A 14,838-nucleotide genomic window follows, 5' to 3' on the forward strand; every position below is an offset into this window, starting at 1 on the left:
GGGATTGAAGTGGCGAGTCGCCGTGGACTACGCAGACGGCAACTACGCGCTCACGACAACGGATGCGCCACAGCCATGCGCAACTTCAGGTAGAACATGAAATAGGTGATGTTGCGCGCCGGTGGGCAATTTGCGCGACGCACGCGGGGGCAATACACGCAGTCCTTCGCGCCATGTGCCCTTTCAAAGTACGGAATGGCTTCGGCCCGTACGTTGACGGCCGCTTGGCGGCCACTGGATCCTCACATTGCGGGACATACCGCAATTCCAGGAGCCATGACCATGAACAGTCCCGTCAGAACGGAGACAGCCATCGCCCACGGGCCCGACGCAACCAGCCCGATGTCGCGGGCAATCTGGGCCGCTTCGATCGGCACCATCTTTGAGTGGTACGAATTTGCCCTGTATGGCGCGCTGGCCTCGGTACTGGCGGATAAGTTCTTTGCTGGCGTGGATCCGTCCACGGCCTTCATCTTTGCGCTGCTGACGTTCGCGGTCGGCTTCATGATGCGTCCACTGGGCGCACTGGTGTTCGGACGCATCGGCGACATGATCGGCCGAAAGCGGACGTTCATGATCACTATCTGCATGATGGGCGGCGCGACGATCGGCGTCGGTTGCCTGCCCACCTATGCTTCGGCGGGCATCGTCTCGCCAATTGCGCTGCTCTGCCTGCGCATTCTGCAAGGATTTTCCGCGGGCGGTGAGTATACTGGCGCCCTGACCTACGTTGCCGAGTATTCCCCCGGTCGCCGCCGCGGGTTCAACATGTCATGGACCACAGCGTCGTCAACCGTCGGCCTGCTGTTGTCATTCCTCGTGATCCTGGCTTCGCGCACCATCGCCGGCGACAGCTTCGACGATTGGGGCTGGCGCCTGCCGTTCCTCGCCGCATCGGTGATGCTGCTGGTTTCACTGCTGCTGCGCGTTCGCATGGATGAATCGCCCGCGTTCCGCAAGCTGCGCAGCGCAAACAAGCTGTCGAAGGCGCCGTTGCGCGACGCATTGCTGGATCGCGCCAATCTCGGCCGCATCGTCATCGCCTTCGCGTTGTGCGCCGGGATGACGTCCATGTACTACATGGCTGCGCTCTATCCGACGTTCTTCCTCACCAAGTCCCTGAAAGTGGATCCCACCACGGTGAATACGGTCGTCCTGCTGGCTACCGCACTCTGCGTCCCCGTGTTTCCTCTGGCCGGATGGGCTTGTGACCGATTTGGCCGCAAGCCGGTATTGCTGGTGGGTTTTCTTACCAGCGCGCTGCTGGCGTTCCCGGTGTTCAAGGGACTCGTGATTTACGCCAATCCCGCCCTTGCCGCCGCACAGGCCAAGGCGCCTATCTCTATCGAAGTGGACCGTGCGGCCTGCTCGCTGATGTTCAATCCGCTGGGTAATCGCAAGTTCGCCTCGTCCTGCGACTTGGTCAAGCAAGCCCTGGCCAACGCGGGCGCCAGCTACCAGATCATCGACGCCGCCCCTGGCACGACCGCGAGGATCCGGATCGGCGATGACGTCCTGGACGCCTACGATGCAGGCGGCATGTCTGCGGATCAGGCAAAGGCACAATCAAGCCAGTTGTCGCAGGCGCTGCACGCGGCGCTGGAAAAGTACAGCTATCCCGGCAAGAGCGATCCGAAGGCCTTTAACGTAACGGTGGTGCTTCTCCTGCTGGCGCTCTTCTTCGCCAGCTCGATACTGACCGTGATGACGATCGGTCCCGCGCTGGTGGAGATGTTCCCGACCCGCATCCGCTACACCTCGATGGGTGTACCGTATAACCTCGCTACCGGCTGGGTAGGCGGGCTGTTGCCGACCTTCGTTTTCGCCATCGCGGCCCAGACTGGCAACAGTCTCTGCGGCCTGTGGTATCCCGTTGGCTGGACGATCCTGTCCCTGGTTGCGCTGTGCTTCTTCCGCGAGACCCGCGATATTGACATCGCCGCTGACGCCTGAGCTCCGAGCTCCGAGCTGGCGACATCGTGCGGCATTTACATCGTCGGCGGCCTGATGCCGGTCTTTTCGCGCTTCGGGTGCAGCGCGTGGTCGCCGGCGGCAACGCGGAGGCGCGTATGCCAGTCGACCAGACGCGCGGTGTGAGCCGCCACCGAAATAGATAGCCCCCAAGAGCGTGCAAGCAACTTGCGCTGACGTACTGCGAGTCAACGTCTCATCCGGCGTCTTAGGAGGTGGCGTGCCTCGAGCGCGTCGTCAGATACCATTGGCTCGTAAGCCCCGTCGATTTCTGCCACATCCGGCTCGTCGTTGAACGGTTCCAGATTGAGTTGCCCCCGAGTGCCAGACACGCGCTAAGAGGCGGCGAGAGGCTGGCCCTACTTAGATAAGACTGTTGCCTCTCCTACAATCAGCGACGCTGATTGTCTCGTCCCTCGCGGTTATCTGCGCGAGAATGTCACGGAAGATGCCGCGTGGATCTTCGTGCTGCCCGCTGACACATTTGCTGCGAGGGATGGCGGCGCCCTGAGTTTCAATGCGACGCTCGCCATGATGCCGCATTGCCTTCGTGGTTGACGTTCAATGCGGCGACGCGGACGTTCACTGGTATGCCGCTCAACGCAGATATCGGCAGCCTTGTTCTCAATGTGACCGCCACTGACGCGACAGGCGCGAGTGCGGCTACGACACCGGGCATCACCATTGCCAACACGAACGACGCGCCCACAGTCGGGGCGCAGATGGCTGCGCAGACTGTTGCGGGAGCGGTTCTGTGGAAGTACACGCTGCCTGATGGTCTGTTCGTCGACGTGGATGCGGGCGACAAGTTGACGTATAGCGCAACGCGCAGCGATGGCAGCGGTCTGCCGGCCTGGCTGAGCTTCGATGCGGCTACCCGCACGTTCAGCGGCAAAGCGAGCAGCGGCGATGCCGGGAATCCGGACTTAGAAGTCACCGCCACTGACCGTGCGGGGTCGAGCGCCGCTCAATCCTTGCATATCGTCGTGGCGGCCTCGATTGCAGGACAAAAGATCATCGGAACCGCAGGCAACGACTTCAGCCTGGACATACGAGTCTCAACACGACGATGTAGTGCCGTTGTGGCAGATGGAATGAAAAAAGGGGCCGAAGCCCCTTTTTTCAAAGACCAGCGGACTTCGATGGAAGTCCGTGGACATCATGTCTGGAGCGGGAGACGAGGCTCGAACTCGCGACCTCAACCTTGGCAAGGTTGCGCTCTACCAACTGAGCTACTCCCGCTTATTTGGCTCCCCGACCTGGGCTCGAACCAGGGACCTACGGATTAACAGTCCGGCGCTCTACCAACTGAGCTATCGGGGAACAAGTTCCGTCTCAATCGAAACGGAGGCCGGATTGTACAACAGCCTTTTACGTTTTTGAATAGTTTTTTTCGCCCAGCGTGAATCGGCTGCGATTGGCTTGCTTCTCGCTCACTTCTCGCGCCTCCTGCGGTTACCGCCTCAGGCGCTGAGGTGCCGCAGGTCGAGCACGCGCTGCGCCTTGCCCGTGGCGGTGGTCTTGATCTCGCCGGCATTCAGGACGCGCACGGCCGTGGAAACGCCGATCATCGTCTTCACCCGGTGTTGCAGCTCACGAGCCAGCTGCGCGCGCTCGCTCTCGGCCAGCGAGGCGCAGATCTCCGCGCGCGCCTCCACCGACACGGATAGCGAATCCATATGCCCGTCGCGCGTGATGCACAGCTGGTAGTTGCCGCTAAGCCGTGCAATGCCGAGAATCAACTCCTCGACCTGGCTCGGAAACACGTTGACGCCGCGAATGATCAGCATGTCGTCGGAGCGCCCCGTGATCTTCGCCAGCCTGCGCATCGAGCGCGCTGTCGGCGCCAGCAGCGCGGTCAGGTCGCGCGTGCGGTAACGGATCATCGGCATGGCTTCCTTGGAGAGCGACGTAAACACCAGTTCGCCCTGGCTGCCGTCGGGCAGCACTTCGCCGGTGACCGGATCGATGATCTCGGGGTAGAAATGGTCCTCCCAGACCACCGGGCCGTCCTTGCTTTCAATGCACTCGGACGCCACGCCCGGGCCCATGATTTCTGAGAGGCCGTAGATGTCGACGGCCTGGATGCCAGCCCGGGTCTCGATTTCGCTGCGCATGCCCTGGGTCCACGGCTCGGCGCCGAAGATGCCGATCTTCAGCGACGACTCCGCCGGGTTCATGCCCTGGCGTGCCATCTCGTCGATCAGGTTAAGCATGTAAGACGGCGTAACGAGAATGATCGACGGCTCGAAATCGCGGATGAGCTGTACCTGTTTCTCGGTCTGCCCGCCGGACATGGGCACGACCATGCAGCCGAGCCGCTCGGCGCCGTAATGAATGCCGAGGCCGCCGGTAAACAGGCCGTAGCCAAACGCGTTGTGCAGCGTGTCGCCACGCCGGCCGCCCGCTGCACGGATCGAGCGCGCCGTCACGTTGGCCCATGTGTCGATGTCCTTCGCGGTGTAGCCCACCACGGTCGGCTTGCCGGTGGTGCCGCTCGATGCGTGCACGCGCACCACCTCGTCCTTTGGCACGGCGAACAGCCCGAACGGATAGTTGTCGCGCAGGTCCTTCTTGGTCGTAGTGGGGAATTTCGCCAGGTCGGATAGCTGGCGCAGGTCGTCCGGATGCACCCCGGCGGCGTCGAAGGCGCGGCGATAGTGCGCCACATTGTCATAAGCATGCCGCAGCGACCATTTGAGGCGCGCCAGTTGCAGCGCCTGGAGTTCGTCGCGGCTGGCTAGTTCGATGGCATCGAGCTCACCCGGTTGAGGAATTGGCTGGACCACGGTTGTCTCCTGAGAATGACGCGGCAAAAGAGGAACGGACGGTGGCGGGAACGGGGGCGCCACGCGGCAACCTGCCAGCCTGGTCATGCGCGTCGACGGTCTTTGCCGTCGTGCCGCCCAGGTTGGCGAGGTGCCTGCTTACTGATCGGAAGTGCTGGATACGCGGCCGCTTAGGTACGCTGCGGCACATGCCGCCGGCTTTGCACGACGCGGAAGCGGTTGGCAACAAAGGCCGTATCGGCAAGACTCGCGTTGGCCGCGGGATTTGCGCCGGTGGCGTGGAAGTCCGAGAACGCAGCCGACTGGTTCACGAAGACGCCGCCCGTCAGGTTGACCGACAGCGCAACGCCGCCGGACACCGCAGCCTCGTCAGCGGCATCGAGCACCTGCTCGTCCGTGCTATAGACCGACAGCGTCAGCGCGCCGCGCGTGCGAGCGATGCGCGCGGCGAGTTCCAGCGAATGCCGGGTGGAATCAGTGGCAATCACAAACGCAATCGGGCCGAACCATTCCTGCGTAAACGTATCCTCGTCGCGCCGGGCGTCGAGCTTCAGCAGGACCGGCGTGCTGACGCTGGCTTCCGGGTAGGCCGGATGCACCAGGCGCTGGCTGGCAAGGAGCGGCACGCCCAGCTTGGTCACCTGCTCGATCCGGTCAAGCACGCCCTTGTTCTGGATCGCACCGATCAGCTCCACGGCCTTGGCCGGATCGCTGGTCAGCTTTTGCACGGCATCGGCGATGGACTGGGCCACTTCCTCGAACGGGACCGTGCCTTGCGCCGTCTTGATGCCATCGCGCGGCACGTAGATGTTCTGCGGCGCGGTGCACATCTGGCCCGAGTACAGCGCGAGCGAGAAGGCGATATTGCGCGACACCGCCTTCAGTTCGTCCGCCGAGTCGATCACGATCTGGTTGACGCCCGCCTTCTCGGTGTACACCTGCGCCTGCAGCGCGTGTGTCTCCAGCCAATCGCCGTTGGCGGTGCTGCCGGTGAAGTCGATCAGCCGGATTTCATCACGCGTGGCGAGCGCCTGCACCAGCGCGCCATCATTGGGTGCGGTGGCCATCAAGGTCACGACGTTCGGATCGAAGCCAGCCTCCTCCAGCACCTGCCGCGCGATACGCACGGTGATGGCCAGCGGCAGGATCGCGGCGGGATGTGGCTTGACGATGACGGCATTGCCGGTGGCAAGGTCCGCGAACAGGCCGGGATAGCTGTTCCAGGTAGGAAACGTGCAGCAGCCGATCACCAGGCCGATCCCGCGCGGCACGACGGTGAAGCGCTTTTCCATGGCGAGCGGCGGATTCTTGCCTTGCGGCTTTTCCCAGTAAGCCGTCTGCGGAATGTCGCGCATGGCATCCCACGCATAAGCGATCGCCTCTAGCGCGCGGTCCTGCGCGTGCGGGCCGCCGGCCTGGAAGGCCATCATGAACGCCTGCCCGGTGGTGTGCATGACGCTGTGCGCGATCTCGAAGCTCGCCTGGTTCAACCGCGCCAGGATCTCCAGGCTCACGCCGACCCAGGCCTTCGGGCCGGCCTTGCGGAATTGCAGCTGCGCCGCTTGCGCCGCCGCGATCAGCGCGTCCGGCTCGGCATTGGGATAGCCGATGTTCAGCGCGAAGCCGAATGGGGAATGTTCCGCGCCGACCGTGCCGCTGCTGCCGGCTTGCTCGAGCACGAAGGGCTGACCGAGTTGCGCCTTGAATGCCGCCTCGCCGTCGGCGGCGGCGGTTTCGCCGTAGGTGCGCGGGCTGGGCATCTCGTTGAAGGGGCTCCAGTAGCCTCGGGTCCGGATGGCGTCCAGGGCTTGGGCAAGTGTCTTCTCGTGTTTTTCAAACAGGGCGTGATTCATTGCGGGGGCCGTATTTCTTTAAAGGATTGCGGTACTGCACTTCGTGTGCGTCGATTTACCGTTTGTTTACCGTTCGTCGTAGCTGACGACAACCCGGTCGGAGACCGGATGGCATTGGCAGGTCAGCACGAAGCCATCGTCGATCTCGCGCTGCTCCAGCGTGTAGTTCTTTTCCATCTTGACTTCGCCTTCCAGGACCTTGGCCCGGCACGTGCAGCACACGCCGCCCTTGCAGGCATAGGGCAATGCAAGGCCCGCTTTCAGGCCGACGTCCAGCACGCTCACGCCCACGTACGGCAGCCGCAGCTTGCGCTTCTTGCCATCGATGATCAGCTCCAGATCCGCAGCCGGCGTATCGTCGGTGATCTCGATCGGTGGCACGCCCGCTTGCGGCAGCGGCGTGCCGAAGCGCTCCACGTGCACCTTCGCAGGCGCCACGCCGGCGGCCTTGAGCGCGGCCTCGGCGGCGTCCATCATCGGGCCGGGGCCACAGATGAAGGCTTCGTCGATCTCGGCGGCGGGCACGAGCGTGGCCAGGAAGGCCTCGCATTTCGCCTGATCCAGCACGCCGTTGAACAGTTCGACCTCCTGCAGATCATCGGACAGCACGTGATACAGCGAGAACCGGCTAATGAAGCGGTTCTTCAGGTCTTCGAGTTCCTCGGCAAACATGATCGCGTCAACGCTGCGGTTGCCGTACACCAGCGTGAAGCGGCTGGTCGGCTCCGTCTCCAGCGTGGTCTTGATGATCGCGAGCACTGGCGTGATGCCCGAGCCGCCCGCGAACGCCACGTAGGAGCGCGACAGATCGGCGTTCAGGTGGGTGAAGAAGCGCCCGTCGGGTGTCATCACCTCGATCTCGTGGCCGGGCTGCAGCGTGTCGAAGGCGAAATTGGAGAACCTGCCGCCGCGTACCCGCTTGATGCCGATGCGCAGTTCGCCATCGCGGTCATAGTCGGTGACGCCCACGCAGATCGAATACGAACGGCGGGTTTCCTCGCCATCAAGATGCGCCTTGAGCGTGACGAATTGCCCTTGCGTGAAACGGTACGCGTCGCGCAGGGCCTCCGGCACCTCGAACGAGACGGTCACCGCATCGGCGGTCTCGGGCCGTACCTCGCGGATACGCAGCGGATGAAATTGCGGTGTCGCCATGTTGTCGGTCCAGGTCGGTACGGTTGTCAGTACGGTTTGAAATAATCGAACGGCTCGCGGCAATCGAGGCAGCGGTACAGTGCCTTGCAGGCCGTCGAGCTGAACTGCGCCAGGCGTTCGGTGTGCACGGAGCCGCATTGCGGGCATGCGGGCCGGTCGTGCGTTGCGTGCGTTGCCGTGCGCGGCACGAAGCGGATGGTCTTCTCTTGCGGCGCGTGGCCGCTGCCGCAGTTGCCCATCGGCGGCGCGATGCCGTATTGCCGCAGCTTGTCGCGCGCTTCGCTGGTCATCCAGTCGGTGGTCCAGGCCGGGGCGAGCACGGTGACAACGCGATGGGGGCGGATCCCGGCGGCGTTCAAGGCCTGCCCGATGTCCTCGGCAATCTGCGACATGGCAGGGCAGCCCGAATAGGTTGGCGTGATGACGGCTTCGAGCACGCCGTCGGCGCCGCGGCGCACGTCCCGCAGGATGCCCAGTTCGCGAATCGACACCACCGGGATTTCCGGGTCGGGTACGGCTTCGAGCACGGTCCACGCGCGCGCCAGCGTGGCGTCGGACTCCATCAGCGTGTCAGCAGCGTTCATCTTGGTCTACCAGGTGGCGCCGGGATGCTGGCGCGCGAGGCTCTGCATTTCGGAAAGCAGGTAGCCCATGTGCTCCGAGTGCTCGCCGTGTTTGCCGGTGGTGATGTGTTTCGCCTCGGACGGCAACGTGAGCGTGGCCTGGGCCACCGTGGCGGCAACGTCAGCCTGCCAGGCGGGCTGAAGGTCCGCCATCAGGGGACCGATGCCGGCCGCTGCCACTGCGGTTTCCACCGCATCGGCCGCGAAGAACTCACGGGTGTACGGCATCAGGTAGTCCAGCGCCGCCTGCGCGCGCCGGTGCGACTCCTCGGTGCCGTCTCCAAAGCGGATCAGCCAGTCGGCGGCGTGGGTCAGGTGATAGCGGGTTTCCTTCAGCGACTTGGCGGCGATGGCTGCCAGATGCGTGTCGGTGGACGATTGCAACGCCGTCCACAGGTGGCCCATCAGCGCGGAATACAGGAAGTTGCGCGTGATCGTGACCGCATAGTCGCGCTCGGCGCGTGCCGTGCCGGCAAGCGGCCCGAAGTGGGGCAACTCCACCAAGGTGTAGTTGGCGAACTCGCGCTCGGCGCGGAAGTAGGCGTAGCTGTCTTCGGTTTTCCGTGTGCCGTTCAGTGCTTCGTCAAGGGTAGCCGCGTGTGAATACAGCAGGCGTGCCTGGCCAATCAGGTCCAGGCTGATGTTGGCCAGCGCTATGTCTTCCTCGAGCGCCGGGCCCTGGCTGCACCACTCGCTGTTGCGCTGGCCAAGGATAAGCGCGTTATCGGCCAGGCGCAGCACGTACGACAAATGTTGGGGCGTGGTCATGTTCTGGGTCCCGCCTTACATGTGGTCGACTTCGGGGGGCAGCACGAAAAACGTCGGGTGGCGATAGATCTTGTCGCCAGCCGGCTCGAAGAACGACTCCTTGTCCGCCGGGTCCGACGCCGTGATCATGGCCGAGGGCACCACCCAGATGCTCACGCCTTCCTGCCGGCGCGTGTAGACGTCGCGGGCCATGCGCAGCGCGCCGCTGGCGTCAGGCGCGTGCAGGCTGCCGCAATGCTTGTGGTCAAGGCCCTGCTTGCTACGCACGAACACTTCCCAGATTGGCCATTCCTTGTTCATCTTTGTCTCCTGTTCAAGCAGCTTGTTTGCGGGCGCGGGCGGCCTGTTTCTCGGCATGCGCCAGCGCGGCTTCGCGCACCCAGGCGCCATCGTTGTGCGCCTTCACCCGGGTGGCGAGGCGCTCCTTGTTGCAGGGCCCGTCGCCATTGACCACGCGCCAGAATTCTTCCCAGTCGATCGCGCCGTAGTCGTGCGCGCCGCGCGCCTCGTTCCACTTCAGGTCCGGATCGGGCAGCGTCACGCCGAGGATCTTGGCTTGCTCGACCGTTGCGTCGACAAACTTCTGCCGCAGGTCGTCGTTGGAGATGCGCTTGATGCCCCACTTGAACGACTGGCCGCTATGGATGGAATCCTTGTCGCTGGGACCAAACATCATCAGCACCGGCCACCACCAGCGGTTCACCGACTCCTGCACCATGTCCTTCTGGGCCTGCGTGCCCTTCATCATCGACAGCAGCGCATCGAAGCCCTGGCGCTGATGGAAGGACTCCTCCTTGCAGATGCGGATCATGGCGCGCGCGTACGGGCCGTAGGTGCAGCGGCACAGCGGGATCTGGTTCATGATCGCCGCGCCATCCACCAGCCAGCCGATCACGCCCACGTCCGCCCAGGTGGGCGTGGGGTAATTGAAGATGCTCGAATACTTGGCCTTGCCGGCGTGCAAGGCATCGACCAGCTGGTCGCGCGACACGCCCATCGTTTCGGCCGCGCTGTACAGGTACAGGCCATGGCCGCCCTCGTCCTGCACCTTGGCGAGCAAGATGGCCTTGCGCTTGAGGCTCGGCGCCCGGCTGATCCAGTTGCCCTCGGGCTGCATGCCGATGATCTCGGAGTGCGCGTGCTGCGAGATCTGCCGGATCAAGGTCTTGCGGTATGCGTCCGGCATCCAGTCCTGCGCCTCGATCTTGCCGTCAGCGTCCATGACCGCGTCGAAATGCGCCTGTTCCGGCGAGACGTCGGCTTGCACCGTTTCGAGCGGCTGGGCGTTGCCCGGGATATCCAGTGATTGGGTGTACATGGCGTTTTCCTGTGGACCGATGCCGCAGTATATTTATAAACCGACCGTCCGGTTGATTTATTATTTAGATCGATTTATATATGTTGATAGCCACAAACCGTGGCCGTTGAAAAACTTGTCGGACGAAGGGAAAGGGACGTGACGAACGAGGCATACTCATTCCGGGATAGCCTCTACGCCGTGCAGCGTTAGGCAGGCCCGGCGCACGGCCGGCTCCCCTTGGCTGCGCACCCAGGCAGTAAAATGGCAATTTGCCCCCTGGGGAAGAAAGTGTGCGTTAAGCGCGAGCTTGCTGCGATTGGCATCGCCGCTGTACTGTCTGCCACCCAGGTGGTGGTGTGGGCCGCGAGCGACGCGCCGATTCCGCCTGAAAGACCGCTGCCGGCCGAGGCGCCGCCATCGGTGGGCAAGGCAAACTGCTGGGAAACGCTCTGGTCTCGTCCAAATGCGAAAGTGCGGATGGAGGCGGACGGCGCCATGCCGATGTCAATAATGACGGTCCAGGAGCTGCTGGAAAGCCCGCCGGCGGGATGCCAGGCGATCATCAATATTCACTCGAAGAGCGCGCTGGCAGCGCTGATGGGGCCGCCGGTCATTGCGGATCAGCGCGACCTGGTCAGCATCTCGCCGCTCGCTGCGCCGTCGGCGGTCCGCGTCGAAATCCACTCGGAGATCAACGCGAGAGCACGCTATGCCCGGCTCTATGGCACGTCGACAAGCATAGGCGAAGGTGTGGTCAACTATGCAGGAGCAGATCTGCGCGAGGGCGCGATACTTGGCGGCGAGACGGTCAGCTCCAGCGTGACGCTCAAGATCTATGCGCGCGGAACGGATGATGAGGTGGGCGAGCTGCGCGCTGCGCACGCCACGATCACCATCAGCTCGCGCCACGTCGGACGGCGCCGCGTAATTGATACCGCGCTGGGCCGCAAGGATTGCATACCGATCACTTACGAAAAGCATTCCTCGCTTGGGCCAACGCAGCTCGTCGATACGTTGATCATGACGACGCCTTCGGTCATGCAGATCACGGATTGGTATTGCCCGAGCGAGCGCTTCGTGCTCCGTACGGAAGTACGCGAGCAGGGCAAGGTCCAGCGCATCGATACCACGGCAATCATGCCGGTCGGCGAGGCACCCTGACTCCCGCTCGGGGAGCTCGGGGAACAGGCAGGCAAACCAGGCAGGACGGGCACGACGCGCAGCGGCGCAGCCTTGCCCTGGGCTGCGTCATCGCCATGGCCCGCGGCGCCGGGGACAAGCCAACCCGGTTCGCCGAATGAAAAAAACCCGCCGGTTTGGCGGGTTTTTCCAGGCGCAAGGCGTCAACCGCCGCGCGGCGAGACGGCTCAGGCCCCGGCGGCGGATGCCGGCGCAGCCTTCTTGGTCTGCTTTTTATGCGACTTCTTTGCCTTCTTCGCCTTCGAATCCGTCAGGTTGGCACGCGAGCTCTTGTTTGCGCCCTGGGTATACGGGTCAAACTTGTCGCCAGCCTTGGCCCCGTCGGTATAGGGGTCGGCCTTGCCAGCCTTGGCGCCATCGGTGTACGGGTCTGCTTTGCCAGCCTTGGCGCCCTGGGTGTAGGGATCAACCTTGCCGGTGCCTTGCGCCTGAGCGGCGATGGATGCTGCGCCAAGGCACAGCGCAAAAGCGGTAGCGACAATCTTCTTCATGACATTTCCTTGGAAGGCCACCGTCCGGGCAGCCGTGAACACGCGAACATTGAGCCAGCCTGACCGGCCAGCTCTCTGCTAAACGCATCGTATTAAGCGTCCGTTGACTTGGCATTCAAACTTCTTTTCCCCAAAATGGTGCAATTGCCGGGTGGACGTGGAACCCTTTTGCGGCTTTGGCGGATCGAGATTTCGGCATCGATGCCCACATGCCGTCTAGCGGTGCCGGAACACCGCCGCCCTTCTCTCCAAAAACGCATTCATCCCCTCCTTCAGATCCTCCGTGGCAAACAGCGCATGCAACTGCCGCCGCTCGAACAGCATGCCCTCGGACAGCGATGACTCGCAAGCGCGGTTGATCGCCTCCTTGACCGCCATCATCGACGGCAGCGAAAAGCCGGCAATCGTCTGCGCCACCGCCATCGCTTCATCCATCAACCGCGCGGCGGCCACCACCCGCGATACCAGCCCGCTGCGCTCCGCTTCATCCGCATCCATGTTGCGCGCCGTCATGCACATGTCCATGGCTTTCGCCTTGGAGATGGCGCGCGGCAGGCGCTGCGTGCCGCCCGCGCCTGGGATGACCGCGAGCTTCAGTTCGGGCAGGCCGAACACCGCGTTGTCCGCCGCGATGAGAATGTCGCAGGCCATGGCCAGCTCGCAGCCGCCGCCAAGCGCGTAGCCCGCGACCGCGGCGATCACTGGCTTGCGCACATTGCGCAGCGTCTCCCAGTTGCGCGTGATGTAGTTGGACTTGAACACGTCCATATAGTCCCAGCCGCGCATGGCTGCGATGTCCGCGCCGGCGGCGAAGGCGTTGTCGTTGCCGGTGATCACGATGGCGCCGACGCCGTCGTCTTGCTCACACGCCAGCAGCGCCAGGCCGAGCGCATCCATCAGCGCATCGTTGAGCGCGTTCATCTGCCGGGGACGATTGAGGCGGATCACGGCGACGCGGCCGACCATCTCCAGCAGTACCAGGTTCTCGTCGATCGCCGGCGTGGCTTCATGCGCGGTCACTGGATGCGCCCTCCCCTTGCCCGCTCTGGCGAAGTTGCTCCCGCAGCCTGAATTTCTGGATCTTGCCCGCTGGCGTCGAGGGCAGCGCACCCTGCACGACCAATCGCTCGGGGATGTACTGCGCGGCCATCTGCTGCGCCTTGAGGAAGTCCACCATCGCCGCCATGTCGAATGGCTGGCCGTCGCGGGTCACGACGAAGGCGCAGGCGCGCTCGCCGAGGCGCTCGTCGGGATAGGCGACGATGGCCACCTGCGCGATGGCCGGATGGCGATACAGCAGGGTTTCGATTTCGACCACGGGGATGTTCTCGCCGCCGCGGATGATGACGTCCTTGCTGCGGCCGTCGATGCGGATGTAGCCGCGCGCGTCGATGCGGGCCAGGTCGCCGGTATCGAACCAGCCGTCCGGGTCGGTGTCGTTGAGGTGCGCACGGCGCAGGTAGCCGCCGAAATTGGAGCACGAGCGCACCAGCAGGCGGCCGCTGGCGCCCACCGGCAACGCCGCGCCCGCTGCGTCGACCACGCGCACTTGCACGCCGGGCAACGGGCATCCGTCGGTGCTGGAGGCGCGCTCATCGTCGTCCTCGAGCCGCGTGGTGGTCACCGCGCCCATTTCCGACATGCCCCAGGCGGAGATCACCTTGGCGCCCAGCGCGCCGCGCGCCAGCTCCACCAGTGCACCGGGGATCGGTGCGCCGGCGCACAAGAAGGCGCGCAGCGTGGGCACGGCGCCACCAGTCTCGGTGACCGTGCGGGCCAGGTCGGTGAGGAACGGCGTGGAGGCCATGGTGAAGGTGACGCCCTCCTGCCGGATCAACGCGACGGCCTTGCGCGGCTCCCAGATGTCCTGCAACACCACGCTCGCGCCCAGCATGACCGGCATCATCAGGCCATACATGAAGCCGGTCTGGTGCGCCATGGGCGAGGCCATCAGGATCACGTCGTCCGCACCCAGGCGCAGGCGTTCGGCGTACGTGACGATGTTGGCCATGAGCGTGTTGGACGAATGCAGCACGCCCTTCGGCTCGCCGGTGGTGCCGGAGGTGTAGATGAGCTGGGTGATGTCGTCCGGGCCGGGGCGATGGGCGGCCGCCAGGTCCGGCGCGCCGGCGCCGTCCAGCAGGGTCTCGAACGCATTGGGCCCGGCGCCGCCGATCACGGCCACGTGCTGCAGGTCAGGCAGCGCCTGGCGCAGGCCATCGAACATGGCTTCGTAGTCAAACCCGCGAAAGCGCTTGGGGATCACCACAACCTTTGTGCACGCGTGCCGGAGCATGAACGACAACTCGCGCTCGCGCAGGATCGGCATCAGCGGATTGAGCACCGCGCCAAGGCGCGCGCAGGCAAGGTAGAGCGCGGTGAACTCCCACCAGTTGGGCAACTGGCAGGACACGACATCGTTGGCGCCAACGCCCAGCCTCGCGAGGCCCGCCGCGATGCGCCCGGCCCGCCCGGCCAGTTCCCGGTACGTCAGGCGCGTGGTCGCGCCGCTTTCCACCTGCAATGCGCTCAGCGCAACCTTGTCGGGGCAAGCGGCCACGCAGTCGTCCAGCGCATCGTTGATGGTGCGCTCTGGCCAGAGGCCTTGCGCGACGCTGGACGCGCGGCGCGGGGGCAGCAAGATGGCGTCGAATTCCATGGCGTGTCTCCTCGTTGTTGTCGTTTTGG

Annotated in this window: 12 protein-coding genes, 2 tRNA genes and 1 pseudogene; 3 read left to right on the top strand and 12 right to left on the bottom strand. The window is 64.2% G+C overall.

What is annotated here, in order from left to right:
- Positions 1-282 precede the first annotated feature (282 nt).
- Positions 283-1,953, top strand: a complete 1,671-nt coding sequence (locus AC1RWI_RS02280; RefSeq protein ID WP_492864305.1) for an MFS transporter — start codon at positions 283-285, stop codon at positions 1,951-1,953.
- A gap of 560 nt (positions 1,954-2,513) precedes the next feature.
- Positions 2,514-2,948 (top strand): annotated as a pseudogene (locus AC1RWI_RS02285) (putative Ig domain-containing protein); the annotation flags it as partial.
- A 189-nt stretch (positions 2,949-3,137) separates the two neighbouring features.
- Here AC1RWI_RS02285 and AC1RWI_RS02290 read toward each other — a convergent pair.
- The 9 genes from AC1RWI_RS02290 to paaA all read right to left on the bottom strand — a co-directional run bounded on the left by AC1RWI_RS02290 (position 3,138) and on the right by paaA (position 10,477).
- Positions 3,138-3,213 (bottom strand) — tRNA-Gly (locus tag AC1RWI_RS02290).
- A 5-nt stretch (positions 3,214-3,218) separates the two neighbouring features.
- Positions 3,219-3,294 (bottom strand) — tRNA-Asn (locus AC1RWI_RS02295).
- A gap of 140 nt (positions 3,295-3,434) precedes the next feature.
- The gene (gene paaK, locus AC1RWI_RS02300) at positions 3,435-4,760 is read right to left on the bottom strand and encodes a phenylacetate--CoA ligase PaaK (RefSeq protein ID WP_492864307.1); all 1,326 of its coding nucleotides are present in this window, start codon (positions 4,758-4,760) and stop codon (positions 3,435-3,437) included.
- Between the two features lie 170 nt (positions 4,761-4,930).
- The gene (gene paaN, locus AC1RWI_RS02305; protein ID WP_043353529.1) at positions 4,931-6,613 is read right to left on the bottom strand and encodes a phenylacetic acid degradation protein PaaN; all 1,683 of its coding nucleotides are present in this window, start codon (positions 6,611-6,613) and stop codon (positions 4,931-4,933) included.
- A 66-nt stretch (positions 6,614-6,679) separates the two neighbouring features.
- Positions 6,680-7,768 carry a 1,2-phenylacetyl-CoA epoxidase subunit PaaE gene (gene paaE / locus AC1RWI_RS02310; protein WP_492864309.1) on the bottom strand — a complete coding sequence of 363 codons (1,089 nt, stop codon included), beginning with the start codon at positions 7,766-7,768 and terminating at the stop codon, positions 6,680-6,682.
- 26 nt (positions 7,769-7,794) lie between these two features.
- Positions 7,795-8,352 carry a 1,2-phenylacetyl-CoA epoxidase subunit PaaD gene (gene paaD, locus AC1RWI_RS02315; RefSeq protein ID WP_492864311.1) on the bottom strand — a complete coding sequence of 186 codons (558 nt, stop codon included), beginning with the start codon at positions 8,350-8,352 and terminating at the stop codon, positions 7,795-7,797.
- A gap of 6 nt (positions 8,353-8,358) precedes the next feature.
- Positions 8,359-9,159, bottom strand: a complete 801-nt coding sequence (gene paaC, locus AC1RWI_RS02320) for a 1,2-phenylacetyl-CoA epoxidase subunit PaaC (protein ID WP_492864313.1) — start codon at positions 9,157-9,159, stop codon at positions 8,359-8,361.
- A gap of 15 nt (positions 9,160-9,174) precedes the next feature.
- The gene (gene paaB, locus AC1RWI_RS02325; protein ID WP_006156041.1) at positions 9,175-9,459 is read right to left on the bottom strand and encodes a 1,2-phenylacetyl-CoA epoxidase subunit PaaB; all 285 of its coding nucleotides are present in this window, start codon (positions 9,457-9,459) and stop codon (positions 9,175-9,177) included.
- A 13-nt stretch (positions 9,460-9,472) separates the two neighbouring features.
- Positions 9,473-10,477 carry a 1,2-phenylacetyl-CoA epoxidase subunit PaaA gene (gene paaA, locus AC1RWI_RS02330; RefSeq protein ID WP_043353524.1) on the bottom strand — a complete coding sequence of 335 codons (1,005 nt, stop codon included), beginning with the start codon at positions 10,475-10,477 and terminating at the stop codon, positions 9,473-9,475.
- A gap of 243 nt (positions 10,478-10,720) precedes the next feature.
- Between paaA and AC1RWI_RS02335 the strand changes: the two genes are divergently transcribed.
- The gene (locus AC1RWI_RS02335) at positions 10,721-11,620 is read left to right on the top strand and encodes a hypothetical protein (RefSeq protein WP_492864315.1); all 900 of its coding nucleotides are present in this window, start codon (positions 10,721-10,723) and stop codon (positions 11,618-11,620) included.
- A gap of 206 nt (positions 11,621-11,826) precedes the next feature.
- On the opposite strand, the gene AC1RWI_RS02340 is transcribed toward AC1RWI_RS02335, so the two are convergent.
- The 3 genes from AC1RWI_RS02340 to aliA all read right to left on the bottom strand — a co-directional run bounded on the left by AC1RWI_RS02340 (position 11,827) and on the right by aliA (position 14,809).
- Positions 11,827-12,150 (bottom strand): hypothetical protein, encoded by a 324-nt coding sequence (locus AC1RWI_RS02340; protein WP_043353520.1) that lies wholly within the window; start codon positions 12,148-12,150, stop codon positions 11,827-11,829.
- A gap of 216 nt (positions 12,151-12,366) precedes the next feature.
- Positions 12,367-13,170, bottom strand: coding sequence for an enoyl-CoA hydratase (locus tag AC1RWI_RS02345; protein WP_492864317.1), 804 nt, complete (start codon positions 13,168-13,170; stop codon positions 12,367-12,369).
- Entirely contained in the window at positions 13,157-14,809 is a 1,653-nt protein-coding gene (gene aliA, locus AC1RWI_RS02350; protein ID WP_492864319.1) for a cyclohexanecarboxylate-CoA ligase, read from the bottom strand. Before aliA ends, AC1RWI_RS02345 begins: the two co-directional genes overlap by 14 nt.
- Positions 14,810-14,838 lie beyond the last annotated feature (29 nt).

Source organism: Cupriavidus sp. MPR-AND1C, assembly GCF_058809705.1.